The organism is Nocardia flavorosea, from assembly GCF_015477805.1.
In the GTDB taxonomy this organism is placed as follows: Bacteria; Actinomycetota; Actinomycetes; order Mycobacteriales; family Mycobacteriaceae; genus Nocardia; species Nocardia flavorosea_A.
Window position 1 is genome coordinate 406,093 of sequence record NZ_JADLQL010000003.1, and the last position, 13,037, is coordinate 419,129.

13 protein-coding genes are annotated in these 13,037 nt (G+C 68.5%); 3 read left to right on the plus strand and 10 right to left on the minus strand.

Going from position 1 to position 13,037, the window contains the following annotated elements; all coding sequences use genetic code 11:
- Positions 1–9: 9 nt before the first annotated feature.
- The 5 genes from IU448_RS17235 to IU448_RS17255 form a co-directional block, all read right to left on the minus strand.
- Positions 10–1,869: an ABC transporter ATP-binding protein gene (locus tag IU448_RS17235; RefSeq protein WP_195056645.1), complete on the minus strand. Its 1,860-nt coding sequence runs from the start codon at positions 1,867–1,869 to the stop codon at positions 10–12.
- A complete protein-coding gene (locus tag IU448_RS17240) occupies positions 1,866–2,876 on the minus strand; it encodes an alpha/beta hydrolase (protein ID WP_195056646.1) in 1,011 nt (336 codons plus the stop codon). Before IU448_RS17240 ends, IU448_RS17235 begins: the two co-directional genes overlap by 4 nt.
- A 91-nt stretch (positions 2,877–2,967) precedes the next feature.
- Positions 2,968–3,450 carry a serine hydrolase domain-containing protein gene (locus IU448_RS17245; protein WP_228813301.1) on the minus strand — a complete coding sequence of 161 codons (483 nt, stop codon included), beginning with the start codon at positions 3,448–3,450 and terminating at the stop codon, positions 2,968–2,970.
- 174 nt (positions 3,451–3,624) lie between these two features.
- Positions 3,625–4,302 (minus strand): response regulator transcription factor, encoded by a 678-nt coding sequence (locus IU448_RS17250; protein ID WP_195056647.1) that lies wholly within the window; start codon positions 4,300–4,302, stop codon positions 3,625–3,627.
- Positions 4,299–5,507, minus strand: a complete 1,209-nt coding sequence (locus IU448_RS17255; RefSeq protein ID WP_195056648.1) for a sensor histidine kinase — start codon at positions 5,505–5,507, stop codon at positions 4,299–4,301. The genes IU448_RS17250 and IU448_RS17255 overlap by 4 nt, the downstream gene beginning before the upstream one ends.
- A gap of 250 nt (positions 5,508–5,757) precedes the next feature.
- Between IU448_RS17255 and IU448_RS17260 the strand changes: the two genes are divergently transcribed.
- Together IU448_RS17260 and IU448_RS17265 are read left to right on the plus strand one after the other, a co-directional pair.
- Positions 5,758–6,609: an alpha/beta fold hydrolase gene (locus IU448_RS17260; RefSeq protein WP_195056649.1), complete on the plus strand. Its 852-nt coding sequence runs from the start codon at positions 5,758–5,760 to the stop codon at positions 6,607–6,609.
- A 4-nt stretch (positions 6,610–6,613) separates the two neighbouring features.
- Entirely contained in the window at positions 6,614–7,417 is an 804-nt protein-coding gene (locus IU448_RS17265; protein WP_195056650.1) for a MerR family transcriptional regulator, read from the plus strand.
- Positions 7,418–7,452: 35 nt separating this feature from the next.
- Here IU448_RS17265 and IU448_RS17270 read toward each other — a convergent pair whose 3' ends face one another.
- Positions 7,453–8,682: a helix-turn-helix domain-containing protein gene (locus IU448_RS17270; RefSeq protein WP_324188624.1), complete on the minus strand. Its 1,230-nt coding sequence runs from the start codon at positions 8,680–8,682 to the stop codon at positions 7,453–7,455.
- A 268-nt stretch (positions 8,683–8,950) separates the two neighbouring features.
- A complete protein-coding gene (locus tag IU448_RS17275) occupies positions 8,951–9,580 on the minus strand; it encodes a TetR/AcrR family transcriptional regulator (RefSeq protein WP_195056651.1) in 630 nt (209 codons plus the stop codon).
- 202 nt (positions 9,581–9,782) lie between these two features.
- On the opposite strand from IU448_RS17275, the gene IU448_RS17280 reads away from it, so the two are divergent.
- The gene (locus IU448_RS17280; RefSeq protein WP_195056652.1) at positions 9,783–11,156 is read left to right on the plus strand and encodes an ABC1 kinase family protein; all 1,374 of its coding nucleotides are present in this window, start codon (positions 9,783–9,785) and stop codon (positions 11,154–11,156) included.
- 25 nt (positions 11,157–11,181) lie between these two features.
- Here the strand turns inward: IU448_RS17280 and IU448_RS17285 are convergent, their stop codons facing one another.
- Genes IU448_RS17285 through IU448_RS17295 form a run of 3 tightly spaced genes read right to left on the minus strand, consistent with a single transcriptional unit; the run spans position 11,182 to position 12,962 of the window.
- Positions 11,182–12,180 carry a TIGR03617 family F420-dependent LLM class oxidoreductase gene (locus IU448_RS17285; protein ID WP_195056653.1) on the minus strand — a complete coding sequence of 333 codons (999 nt, stop codon included), beginning with the start codon at positions 12,178–12,180 and terminating at the stop codon, positions 11,182–11,184.
- Positions 12,181–12,232: 52 nt separating this feature from the next.
- Positions 12,233–12,394, minus strand: a complete 162-nt coding sequence (locus IU448_RS17290; protein ID WP_195056654.1) for a hypothetical protein — start codon at positions 12,392–12,394, stop codon at positions 12,233–12,235.
- Between the two features lie 4 nt (positions 12,395–12,398).
- Positions 12,399–12,962, minus strand: coding sequence for a Uma2 family endonuclease (locus IU448_RS17295; protein WP_195056655.1), 564 nt, complete (start codon positions 12,960–12,962; stop codon positions 12,399–12,401).
- Between the last annotated feature and the right edge of the window lie 75 nt (positions 12,963–13,037).

The following is a 13,037-nucleotide window of genomic DNA, read 5'->3' on the forward strand; positions in this document are numbered from 1 at the left end:
ACCCGCCCCTCAGGGCCGGGCGGGACGCTTCGAGCCCCAGCTCGCCGCTACCGCGCCGTCCTCCTCTCGAATGTCTGCCTCCGGTGGTGTGCCGCTGCCCGGGCGGGTCCGCCAGAAATCGGCGAACTCGCCGCCCGCGGCCAGCAGTTCGATGGGCGAGCCATGCGCCGCGACCCGTCCGTCGCGCAGCAGCACCACAGCGTCGGCGTCGGCGACCGTCTCCCAGCGGTGGGCGATAACGAGGGTTGTCCGGTCACCGCCGGTGGCGGCCAGCGCCGTGCGGACGGCCTGTTCGGTCTGCGGATCGGCGAAGGAACTCGCCTCGTCGAGAACGAGCACCGGGGTATCGGCCAGCAGCGCGCGGGCGATCGATATCCGCTGTGCCTCACCACCGGACAATCCGGCGTCCACGCCGATCACCGAGTCGTAGCCGCGGGGCAGTTCCAGGATCCGGTCGTGGATTTGTGCCAGCCGGGCCGCCCGGACCACCGCGGCGCGGTCGGCATGAGGTACGGCCAGCGCGATATTCTCGGCGACCGAGGCGCGCAGCAGCCGCACATCCTGGAATACGAAGGACACCGTGCGGTAGAGGTCACGATCGGTGATCTCGCGCAGATCCACACCACCCATCCGGACCGATCCGGCGCTCGGGTCGAAGAACCGGGGCAGCAACTGCGCCACTGTGGATTTGCCGCTGCCGGACGGTCCCACGAGCGCGGTGACGGTGCCCGGTTCGAGGGTCAGATCGATACCGTGCAGTACCTCGTGGCCGGCGTCGTAACCGAATCGGACGGCCCGCAGCTCCACCCGGTGCCCCTGCGGTGCCACCGGGCGAGCCGGTTGCGGGAGCGCCGGTTCGGCGAGCACATCCCGGATACGGCCCACTGCGCGGCGTGCGGTCTGCATATCGTCGAAACCGTGGCCCAGCGCTGCCACCGGTGCCGTCAACCCCAGCCCGAGCAGCAGGAACGGCAGCAGATCGGCGGTAGCCATACCGCCGTTCGCGATCAGTGCCGTCCCACCGGTCAACACCACCAGCAATACGAACGGCGGCGATACCGCCACCTGCATCGCGGCGCCGAGCGGCGCGAGCCCGCGCACCATTCGCAGGAAGATATCGGCGAACTCGTCGGTGGCCGTGCGGAAACGGTGATGCGCGCGCCCGGATTCGCCGAAAGCCTTCACGACAGCGATGCCCTGCACGAACTCCACCACCGAATCCGCGATCCGGCCCATCGCCGCATCGAATGCGCGCTGTTCGCGCAGCCGGGCCGGGGTCATCATGAGCGGTACCGAGAGCAGCGCGAGCGCCACCGGGATCAAGGTGATCAGAGTGAGCCGCCAGTCGACGGTGAACAGGTAGATCAGCGATACCAGCGGCACCACGAACGCCGATACGAGTTCGCCCGGGGTATGCGCGATGAACGGGTGTACGGCGCTCACATCCTCGCCGACCACTTTGGCCAGCTCACCGGTTCGGCGGCGGGAGAACCAGCCGAGCGGCACCCGGCCCAGCCGTTCGGCGAGCAGGCGGCGCAACGCCAGTTGCACCCGGGTATCGACCAGATGCCCGATCCCCGTCGATGCGCCGGTGAACAGCAGTTGCGCGAAAAGACCCAGTGCACCCGCGAGCACCACGAACCGAATATGACTCGCGTCGAGCGGGCCGGGCGACAACAGCGCCCGCCCCAGTTCGACGACCGCCAGCAGCGGTGCGAGACCCGCCACTGCGCCGACGATCTGCAGCACGACCACCGCAGCGAAACTCCACCGGTGCGCGCGCAGAACACCGCCGACACCGTTCAGGGTCGCCCTATCCACAGCGGGCACGGACCGCGGTGCTCGCTCGTCGATTTCCGTGGTGGTCATCTCCGTACCTGCTTGTCCCGCGCGGTCGCGGGCTGCCCTCCGCCGGCCGGGTCGTTCAACCGGCGGCGGAGGTGATCGAGTATTTCGGCGCGCGCCGGCCGGGCGGCCGGAACAGCACCCGGCATGCTCAGAAAGGCATGCGTCGCTGCGGCATACCGGGACAATGTCACCTCCACCCCGGCGCAGCGCAGGCGTTCGGCGTAGGCCGCGGACTGATCCTCGAGCGGGTCCAGACCCGCGGAGACGATGTGCGCCGCCGCCACTCCTTTCAACTCCTCGCTGTACATCGGTGAAATCATGCGGCGATCGAAGGATTCGGGCACCGCCAGCCGTGGGACCGCGCGGCATTCGGCCGGGGATGCGGTGGGACTGTTCGCGTTCTCGGTGAACGAGGGATACTCGAATGCGCGATCGGTCCAATCGAGCTGCGGGTTGATCAGGATTTGGGCTCGCAGCGCCGGGCCTGTTCCGGCGGCCCGGATCGCGGTGAGAGCCGCGAGCGTGGCCCCGGCACTGGAACCGAGCAGGGCGACCCGGTCCGGGTCCGCCCCCCAGCGGCCGGCCAGCCTGGCCAGCTGCGGGACGGCGTCGTAGGCGTCCTGTACCGGCGCGGGCACCGGATGCTCGGGCGCCAGCCGGTAGTCGAGCGAGATCACCACGGCCGGACAGCGGGCGGCCAGATGGGCGAGCAGCCAATCGTCCTGATCCGGGAAACCGCCGATGAGACCGCCACCGTGGAAGGCGACAACAAGCGGTAGCGGGTCGCTGTCCCGTTCGGGGCGGTACACCCGGACGTTCAGCCGCCGCCCGGGGAGATCGAGTGTGTCGCCGATGATCCGGGCCGCGCGATCGGGCCGGCCAGTAACCGGCCGCAGCAGCACCGAACCGCGTAAGCGGTTCTGCGCGGCGCGGAATTCGATGAACTGCTCCGGGGTGACCGAATCCCAGTCCGGTGCAGGCCGCAGCCTGGCCAGGATACGCATTCGCAGCGGAACTCTGCCTCGCATGGTTATGCCTTTCGTACCGGTCCACGGCCGGTCCCCGAGGGGCCGCGCGCGGATTACTTCGATGGTCGTGCCGGGTGGGTGGGTTGCGGCTTCAGGCTCCGCACGCCGCTTGCCGGCGCAGGGCCTCCAGCGCCGCATCGATCGGGTGAGGTTGCGCAATTCCGGCGGTGTCGAGGGGCGCCAGGTGGGGCAGGTAGTCGCCGATCGGCGCGTCGAGCCGGATCCGGCCTTGCTCGGCTTGCTGCACAACGGCCGCGGCGGTGAAGGTTTTGGTGATGCTGCCGATTCGCTGCCGCATCTCCGGGCGCACAGGGCTGCCGGAGGCGAGGTCGGCGACCCCGGCGGCACCGCGCCACAGTTGAGCGCCCCAGCGTACTTCGGCGTGAATGCCCGGTATCCCGGCCCGCTGCACGGAGTCCAGGGCGGACTGCAGTGCCGCCGGTTGGATTCGGGCGGCCTTCAGCGGGCCGGTCCCCGGCGCCGGCGTCCGGCCGGCTTCGGGGGATATCCGGTCGGCGGCAGCGGTTTCGCGGGGCGGGGGTGCGGAAGTCACGGCGTCGGCATCGGTGCTCATACCGTCGATATTCGCGCCCGGGGGGCCGACGGCGCGTCCGGCGATTATCGGCGACGACTACGTGAATTCGGGCAACGCAACAATATTCGGCTACGTCCGCTGTCGTACCCCGCTGCGATCGCCGGTGTATCGCAACCGCGGCCGAAACCGGACAGGATCGCTTGTTCCAGGCGGTTATGCAGTGCTGTCACACAACCCGGTCTGGTACGCGATCACCACCAGCTGTGCACGGTCGCGGGCACCCAGTTTCACCATGGCACGGCTGACATGGGTACGGGCGGTGGCGGGGCTCAGGAACAGGGCGGCGCCGATCTCGTCGTTGCTCATACCCTGCCCCACCAGCGCGAGCACTTCGCGCTCCCGGTCGGTGAGCACACTCAGCCGGTCCTCCGCGGATCGCGCGGCTCGGCGCCGGGCGGTGAACTGGCCGATGAGCCGGCGGGTGATCCGCGGCGCGAGCAGGGCGTCACCGGCGGCGACGACGCGGATGGCGTGCAGGAGTTCGGCGGGGCCCGCATCCTTGAGCAGGAACCCGCTGGCACCGGCCTGGAGTGCCTCGAAGACGTTGTCGTCGGTGTCGTAGGTGGTGAGGATCAGAACGCGGACCTGCTCCAGTCCCGCGGTTTCGGCAATCCGGCCGGTCGCGCGGATCCCGTCCAGCGCCGGCATCCGGATATCCATGAGCACGACATCGGGCCGGGTGCTGCGGGCCAGTTCGACGGCTTCCGCGCCATCGGTGGCTTCCCCGACCACCGTGATGTCATCCTCCAGGTCCAGCAGCACCTTGAAACCCGAACGGACCAGCCGTTCGTCGTCGGCGAGCAAGACCTTGATCGGCGGTGTGCTGTTCACCGGTCCGACCCCACCGGAACCAGCGGAAGGGTGGCAATGACCTCGAATCCGCCGCCGGGGCGCGGTTTCGCATCGAGTTCGCCGCCGAGCAGCCGGCAGCGTTCGCGCATACCGGCGATTCCACGACCCGACGTGGGGTGCGGGTGCCGCGGCTCGGGTGTGCGGCGTCCCTCGTCGGTCACTCGGATGTACAGGGCATCGATCACGGGTTCCAGTGTCACAGTGACCCGGGTCGGCCCGGCATGGCGGATCACGTTGGTGATGGATTCCTGCACGATGCGGTAGGCCGCGCTGCCCACCGCACTCGGCAGCGCCGGCAGTGGTTCGGGCTGCGCGAGGTCGATATCGAGTCCGGCCTCGCGGGCTTTACCGGCGAGTTCGCGGACCTGGCCCAGCCCGGGAAACGGTTCGCGTGCGTCGCCGTTGCGGAGCACACCGAGAATGGCCCGCATCTCCTGCAGCGCCCTGGAACTGGTCTGCTCGATGGTGTACAGCGCCTCCCGGGCCTGTTCCGGCCGCCTGTCGAGCACATGCGCGGTGACCCCGGCCTGCACGTTGATGATGGCAATGGCGTGGGCGACGGTATCGTGCACCTCGCGGGCGATCCGCAGCCGTTCGGCGTCGACCCGCGCGCGGGCCTCCTCGTCCCGCGAGCGTTCCGCCAGTTCCGCGCGTTGCTGCGCGGCGGCGGCCATGACCTGGCGCGAACGCGCGGATTCGCCCAGCATGGTGGCGATCACCGCGCCACCGATCCGGAAGAACACCCAGCCGATGGCGGATACGGGTTCCACATCGGCGCCGGCGATCAGCCAGCCGGCCGACAGCACCGCGATCCCGGTGCCCGCTATCCGCAATGACCGGTGCCCGTCGCCGTATGCGGCAACCGTATACAGCGCGATGAAAAGCCCGAGGTAGGAGGCGCGGTCGGGAAAGTCGAAGGCGAAATAGATCAGGCTGGCCACACCGGTGATCGCGAAAACCGCGACCGGCCGTTTCCGGCGCGCGATCACGGACACGCCACTGACGATCAGCAACAGGTAACCGATACCCGATACCGGGGTCGACACCGGCTCGACCGGCACCGGGACCATCGCGCCGAGCACCTGGATCACCGTGACGAACAGTCCCAGGGCGAGGTCCGGGAACCACGCGGGCCGCCGCGCGAACCGGGCAGACAGCTCTCCTGGCACCGCCCGCAGATCCATACCGTGACAGTACGTGACCCTGGGCGGTTCGTGCTCCCGCCGAAGGCGTCATCGGTTACGGCCGGAGACGTATCCGATCGTCCCCCGCCTACGCGCACCGGCGTAGGCGGCGTCCGGTTCCCACCGGGCTCCGAGTCCTCGACAGGCAGGAGAAGCGCCTGCCTCGGCCCAGGCGCATCCCGGGCCGCCGTACGCATGAATCGGCCGAGGGTTGACCTTGACGCCGGGTCAACCTCGCACCATGGACGTCATGATCACCAGGATCGACGATATCCGGGCAAGCGGCGGGCGAAAGCCGGACCCGCAACACTCCTCGATCGACCACGACGGTGTCACCGTTGCGGTGTCCCGCGGCGGCGGTGGGCGACCCGTCGTTGTGTGCCCCGGTCTGTATTCCACCCAGGCCGGGCTGGCCGGTTTGCTGGAACTGCTGCGGCGCGACCACGAGGTGGTGGCGTTCGACCTCCGCGGCCACGGTCTCAGCTCACCCGGTCCGCAGTATTCGTTCGCCGGGTTCCTCGGGGATCTGAACGCGGTCATGCAAACCGTGCGGATTTCGGATCCGGCGCCGGTGCTCGTGGGGTACTCACTGGGTGCGGACCTGGCCGTGCACTATGCCGCCGAGCACCCCGGCGCCGTGGCCGGACTCGTGCTCGTCGACGGAGCGAACCCGATACCCGAACCGTTCCTCTCCGCGGCCGATACGGCCGAGTTCCGGGCAATGTGGGAAGACTCCGCGACACCGGCCGCGGACCAGGCACCCCACGGTGCCGACCGGGCGACGCTCACCGCACAGCAGGTCCTCGATCTGAATCTGGAACTCGATGTGATCCGCACCGGGCCCCTGCTCGGCCGGTACCGCCGGATCGCTGCGCCGATCAGCATGATCATGTCGACCTCGATGGCCGGTGCCGGCGCCGACGAGCGGACCCGGTGGCGTAACCGCAACTGGCGGGCCGGGATCGAACGGCTCGCCCGCGCGCGACCGGATATCACCACTACCTGGCTGGACGCCGATCACCGGCTGGTGTTCACCCATGCGGCCGAAATCGCCCGGATCGTCGCGGACCGCGCCGGCCGGCGGCCGGACCGGGGAAACTGAACCGATGCTGACCATCGGCGAACTCGCGTCGTATGCCGGGGTGACGGTGCGGGCGGTGCGGCACTACCACGCCAAAGGACTGCTGCCGGAACCGGAACGCGACCATTCCGGCTACCGGCGATACGACGCCGGCGCGGTGATCGAGTTGATCAAGATACGGACGCTCACCGAGGCCGGAGTACCGTTGGCGCGGGTACAAGAACTCCTGCGTGCCGGTGAAGCGGAGTTCGCGGCGGCGGTATCCGAGATCGACCGGCGATTGCGCGCGGAGATCCGGGAACGGCAGCGGCGCCGGGAGCAGATCGCCCGACTGACCGCCGGCGACGGGCTGGTGTTGCCGCCGGAGGTGGTCGGATTCCTCGATCGGCTCCGGACACTCGGGGTCGACGAACGGATCGTACGCTTCGAACGCGACGGCTGGATCCCGTTGACCGCGCATTCACCCGAGCGGATCCCGGAATGGATCGCCCGTAAACACCAGCAGCTCGACGATCCGCGACTCGTCGATTTCTACCGCACCCTGAGCAGCGCCCTGGACCTGCCCGGCGACGATCCCGCCCTCACCGGGCTCGCCGACTCCATGGCCGCCTACATCAGCGAGCTGGCCGACGAGCTCGGAGAGGACCACCTCGACGACACCGATATCGAACCGCCGTTCGCGGAACTGCTCGACACCCTTGCTTTCGATACCGTGCCTGCCGCGCGCCGGCTTATCGAACTGCTCCGTACCCGCGGCTGGACCGGGTGGACCAAACTCGGTCGCGTGGACACCGCAGACCGGGCGCCGGGGAATCGCCGTCGGTCATAGGGTCCGGCGGTGGTGCCGAGCACCGATCCGCCCGCTCAGGCGATGGCGGAGGCCCGCGAGCGGCGGGCGACGAGCGCGCTGTACAGATACCACCAGCTCCGGGTATTCGTGGGATCGAGGCCGGTGAGTTCGCCGATCCGCTGCATGCGGTAGTCGACGGTGTTGGGGTGCACGTTCAGCTGCCGGGCGGTGCGGGTGCGGTTGCGGTTGGTGTCGACGTAGGTCTGCAGCGTATGCAACAGTTCGCGGTGGTCGTCGAGTGGATCGAGCAGCCGGTCGAGGCGCGCGCGGCCTGCTCCGGGGCGGGTCAGCTGGTATTCCAGCGCCAGTTCGGTGAAGCGGTGGACCCGCGCCTCGAGTCCGAACTGTTCGACGATATCGAGCAGTTCGTGTGCCTGCCGGGTGGCGCCGGGTATGTCGGCGGCGTCGGCGGTGACGACTGTCGCGGTGATAGCCACATAGGTTGCGGCGGAAAGGTCGCGGACGAGATCGTCGATTTCGGTGTCGGTGCAGGAATCGGCCGGAACGAGAATGGTTCCGCCGTCGACCGAGAGCAGCGGTAGCGCCTGCCGATCCAGCCGGGTGGCCAGTGCGGATTGCAGCCTGCGTAGTTTGCGGCGGGCCACCACCTGCCGGTCCAGGCGCGGGTCGTTTTCGTCGGGGTGCGCCGGTACAGCCAGGGCGAGGACGAAATACCGGTCCGCGATGGGCACACTCGCCTCGCGCGCCATCGCGGCGGCGGTGTGGCCGCCGAGCAGCGCCGAGGTCACCGTGTGCACATCGGTGTGGTGCTCGGCGGTCGCGCTCTTGAGCTCGCGGACATAGGTTTTGCTCACCGTCGACGTGATCAGGGCCAGTAATTCGACCGACGCGGTGATGGCGGTGGCGATATCGGTGCCGGGGACCTGGCCCGCCCGCGGAATCAGTAGTTCCAGGCCGGCTTTCAAGCCTTGGTGGGCGGCATGCAGGATGGTGCCGATCGCGACGCCGTCGCGTGCCCAGCCGGCGGCGGCGGATCGGAGCCGGTCCAGGCGCGGTGGCGGGCATTCGCCCCGCAGTCGCTGGATCATCCAGCGCAGACACACCCGCACCACGGCGGTGAGTTCACCGCGCAATGCGGTATTCGGTGTGGTCGTGCCCAGCGTTCCGCACCGGGTGAGGGCGGCCACCACCTCGCGGGCCAGGCGGTGTACGTCGGGTCCCGGTGGCGCGGGGAGATGCCTGCCCGCATCGGGTTCGTGGTGAACGGTGCTCTCGACAATCACCGGGGGACCTCCTCGTCACCGCAGGATCGATATGCCCACGGCGCGAGGGCCGGGGAACGAACCGGGGGCCGCGGCCGGTAGCGGTGGGGCGGGGCACCGGTTCACTCGACACGGTAATCTGAGCGGCCGCTCATGTTCTACTCCGCTTTCGGTGACGGGCGATTACCGGTGAATAGTTGCCTTTACCAGCGGAGATGTGCGCCCCGGTGCTGTTGTCGCGGGTGATCTAGGGGGAATCCACCGAACCGCTCACTTTTCGGAATGCGGCTCAGGCGGCCGGTCGCCGCTCGATCTCGGACTCGATCCAGCGCCCTATCATCCGCGCGGTCATATTGACGGCCTCGAGACGCTGGCCGGCGTCGACCTCGAGGGCGGACGCTCGCAGAACGGCCGCGAACATCGTATTGATCAGGACGAAGGTCATGGTGTCGTATTCGTGATCGTCGCCCGGGCCGAGCAACTGGATCAGCATCACCTTGACCAGGATGCGCAGCCGCGGCTCGAATTCCGGTAAGCCGCTGCTGTAGAACTGAACTCCGGCCACCAGCGCGCGGACCAGTGGCGCGTTGGCCACCAACTCATCGGTGATGACTTCCAGTAGCCCGGCCACCAGTTTCTCCGGCGATTCCGCCGATATACCGACCAGGCGCTGGGTGATCCGCTGCTCGATGGTCTCGAGCAATCGCTCCAGCAACTCGTCGACGATAACGGCCCGATCGGTGAAGTAACGATAGACGGTGCCGATACTGACGCCGGCCTCCGCCGCGATCCGATTCGTCGACGTATCGGCGATCCCGCGTTCACCGAAGAGCCGGGCAGCGGTGTCGAGAATATGCTCGCGAGTCGCCCGCGCTCGCTCCTGAGTCGGGCGCCTACGCTGACCTGCTCTGGCGGGCACCGTGTCCTCCTGTTCGTGCGCAAAAGACGAGCGTGCTCAGCCTAGTGCGGGCAGGGGTCCTCGGATCGTGAATCGCCTGTGCGGGCTGCCGAGATTGCCGGTAGACCGGTGCGAACGCCGCCCGCACCCGGCAGCCGCTCGCGGCCCGGCCACGGCGCCGGTAGTGTGACCGCCGTTACGCGGGGAGTTGTGGGAGGTGCGGATGGCAACGGATCGAGTTCCCCGCGGGCGTCTCGCCCGGGGTAGCGCGCTGGGCCGGCTCGCCGCGGGCCAGGCCATCCGGGAAGCCGGAACAAAGGTCGCCATGCTGGGCAAACCCGAACAGGCCCGGCGCGCACTCGCCGAACGATCCACCCTGCAGGCAGCACAGCAGATGGTCACGGTGCTGGGCGGTATGAAGGGCGCGGCCATGAAACTCGGGCAGATGCTGTCGGTCCTCGATATCGACCTGGTGCCGGAATCACACCGCGAACTCTTCCGGCGCAAACTCGCCGAACTCCGCGACCGTGCCCCGGAGTTCCCTTTCTCGGCGATGCGCACCGTTATCGAGGACGATCTCGGACGCCTCGCGGGAGTCTTCGCCGATATCGACGAGACACCGATCGCCGCCGCATCGATCGGGCAGGTCTACCGCGCCCGGCTGCGCGACGGGCGCACCGTGGCGGTCAAGGTCAAATACCCCGGCGTCGACGAAGCCGTGCACGCCGATATGCGTAATCTGAAACTCTTCGGCAAACTCTGGAAGGCCGCGCTGCCCAGCGCCGCCGACGCGGGTGTACTCGACGAGGTCGCCCGCAATATCGGCAGTGAACTCGACTATCCGCGCGAAGCGCGCAACCAGCGCCGCGTCGCACAGCGATATCGCGGGCACCCCTTCGTCACCGTTCCCGACTGCGTCGGCGAGTACTGCGGCCGCAACGTTCTCGTCACCGAGTTCGTGGAAGGCCGGCCGTTCGAAGCGCTGCGGACCCTGCCCGACGACGACCGTGCCCGCCTCGGCGAACTCATCTACCGCTTCTACATCAACTCCCTGTTCACCGACTACGAATTCTGCGGCGACCCGCACCCTGGAAATATGATGCTCGCCGCGGACGGACGGCTGGTCTTCGTGGATTTCGGCCTGTACCACCGGATGGACCCGGTGCACGCCGATTTCGAACGCGACTGCCTGCGCGCCGCCGGGCAGCTACGCGGCCACGACCTCTACGACGCGTGGGTCGGCCGCGGGATCATCGACCCGCGGGCCGGTGTCACCGTGGACGAATGCCTGAACTATGTCTGGGCGGCCGCGGGCTGGCATCTGCTCGACGACGAGGTCACCATCACGCCCGAACTGGCCACCGGAGCGGTGGTGCTCGCCATGGATCCGCGGGCGACCGAGTTCCGCGGTATGCATCAGCAGTCCCTGCCGCCCGAGCACGTTTTCTCCCGCCGCGCGGACCTGTTCACGTTCGCGGTGCTCGGCCAGCTGGTCAGCACGAACAATTGGCACCGGATCGCCCGGGAGTGGCTGGCGGACGAGGCCCCCACCACCGAGATCGGTTGGGCGGTCGCGGAGTGGCGAGCCCGCTGCTGATCCGGCGGGCACGGTTGTGGCCGGGTCAGCCCAGCGCGGTGGCGAGGTCGGCGATCTGGTCCACCGGTGGATCGTAGCCAGGGAAATAGCAGCACACCCGGTCGGCGACATCGGCGAAGCGGCGGGTGATCTCGGCGGCGCACTCTTCCGGGGTGCCCCGTACCGCGAGTGTTTCGAGCACGGGCTCCGAGATCCGATCGAACATGGTCATGATGTCGCCGGATTTGGAGAGGGCGTTGAGTTCCGGCTGCAGGTCCCCCCAGCCCTCGATGTCGAGGACGGGCCGGTACGCCGGAGTCGAGCCGTAGAAGGCGAGCAGCCCGCGCACTCCGGTCGACGCCGCCGCGAGTTCGTCGGCGGAGCGGCCCATTGCGACGATGACCTGTGGGTACAGGGGAAATTCCGTACGCCCCGCGCGTTTCATCCCCTCGGTCACCGCGGGCAGCGTGCGCTCCCGGAAATGGCGGTGACTGTGGAACGGCATCACCAGCAGCCCGTCCGCGACCTCCGCCGCGGTGCGAGTCATCACCGGACCCAGCGCGCCGAGCAGCACCGGCGGAGGACCGTACGGGTTGGGACCGGGCACGAATGTCGGGGGCATCAGCGTGTGCCGGGTGTACTCGCCCCGGAAATCCAACGGGGTGCCGTCCTGCCAGGAGGTGAGAATTGCCCGCACCGCCAGCACGATCTCCCGCATCCGGGCCGCCGGGGCCGACCAGGTCGCGCCGTAGCGTTTCTCGATATGCGGCCGGATCTGGGAGCCGAGCCCGAGCCGGAACCGCCCGCGTGACATCAGTTGCAGATCCCAGGCCGCGTGCGCGAGATGCATCGGGCTGCGCGGCAGGGCGATCGCGACATTGGTCATCAGATCGGTGTCCACCCGACCCGCCACCGCCGCCAGCGGCAGCAGCACATCGTGCGGGCCTTCGAAGGTGAACAAGCCGGCGGCACCGGCCTCCACAAGGGCGCGGGCGCGCTCCTCGCAACGATCCGGGCGGGCATCCAACTGGAGATCGAGCAGCATCAACCCATCCAAGTGCATCCGGGGACACGTCGTGGCCGAACGGTCGAACGGACTACCAGGGCGGCTCCCCGGTCCGACGTACGCCGCTGGGATCCCTGCTGCGCTGTTCCCGGACGAGTTCTTCCTCGGTCAGGAATGGGTTGTGGTCCATCCCGGCGAGCTCGGTCAATGCTTTCCACTGGCGATACACCTGTACCGGTTCCGGTACCGCCACGTGCTCAGGCCTCGAGGTCTATCTCGGCGGCGAAAGGTGCCGATACTTTGACGACACCTGTGTACATGTCACCGGTCCGGTACGTTCTGGTCGCCGGGTCGAGTACGTAGGTGTAGACCAGCGGTACTCCGGTCGCAGCCTGCTCGACCCGCCAGTAGAAGGCGATACCCGCTTTCGCGTACTGGTCGACCTTCACGATCCGGTCGGTGGTCTCCGAGCCGGGGGAGACCACCTCCACGACCAAGAGCACATGTTCGGGGCGGGTGGGCGCGATATCGATCGTGTCCGCGCGGTACACCACCACGTCGGGTCGGCGATTGGTGAGCGGGACATCGTGCAGCCGCACATCGAAGTCGGTATCGGCGTTCCAATCCGATCCACCGGCGGTATCCAGCGCGTTCGCGAGGAGACGTGCCAACCGGTTGTGGCGTTTTGACGCGCTGGGGCGCACGACCACCATCCCGTCCACGACCTCGATGCCCGCACACTGCTCCTCGGACCAGGAGTCGTACTCCGCTGCCGTGATCTGTTGGTGCATCCAGGCCGGCGTTATCGACTCGACAGACATGACACAGCTCCTCCCGTACAGCACGGGGCGGGGCGGTTCCCGCTGGCCTCAGTGTACAAGCGCGCCTTCGCCCGC

Bases quoted from the DNA above. Each gene is read 5' to 3' on its own strand.
- IU448_RS17285 (WP_195056653.1), bottom strand. From the start codon at position 12,180: ATGCTGCTCGATCTCCAGTTGGATGCCCGCCCGGATCGTTGCGAGGAG.
- IU448_RS17295 (WP_195056655.1), bottom strand. From the start codon at position 12,962: ATGTCTGTCGAGTCGATAACGCCGGCCTGGATGCACCAACAGATCACG.
- IU448_RS17255 (WP_195056648.1), bottom strand. From the start codon at position 5,507: ATGGATCTGCGGGCGGTGCCAGGAGAGCTGTCTGCCCGGTTCGCGCGG.
- IU448_RS17280 (WP_195056652.1), top strand. From the start codon at position 9,783: ATGGCAACGGATCGAGTTCCCCGCGGGCGTCTCGCCCGGGGTAGCGCG.
- IU448_RS17240 (WP_195056646.1), bottom strand. From the start codon at position 2,876: ATGCGAGGCAGAGTTCCGCTGCGAATGCGTATCCTGGCCAGGCTGCGG.
- IU448_RS17265 (WP_195056650.1), top strand. From the start codon at position 6,614: ATGCTGACCATCGGCGAACTCGCGTCGTATGCCGGGGTGACGGTGCGG.
- IU448_RS17245 (WP_228813301.1), bottom strand. From the start codon at position 3,450: ATGAGCACCGATGCCGACGCCGTGACTTCCGCACCCCCGCCCCGCGAA.
- IU448_RS17260 (WP_195056649.1), top strand. From the start codon at position 5,758: ATGATCACCAGGATCGACGATATCCGGGCAAGCGGCGGGCGAAAGCCG.
- IU448_RS17235 (WP_195056645.1), bottom strand. From the start codon at position 1,869: ATGACCACCACGGAAATCGACGAGCGAGCACCGCGGTCCGTGCCCGCT.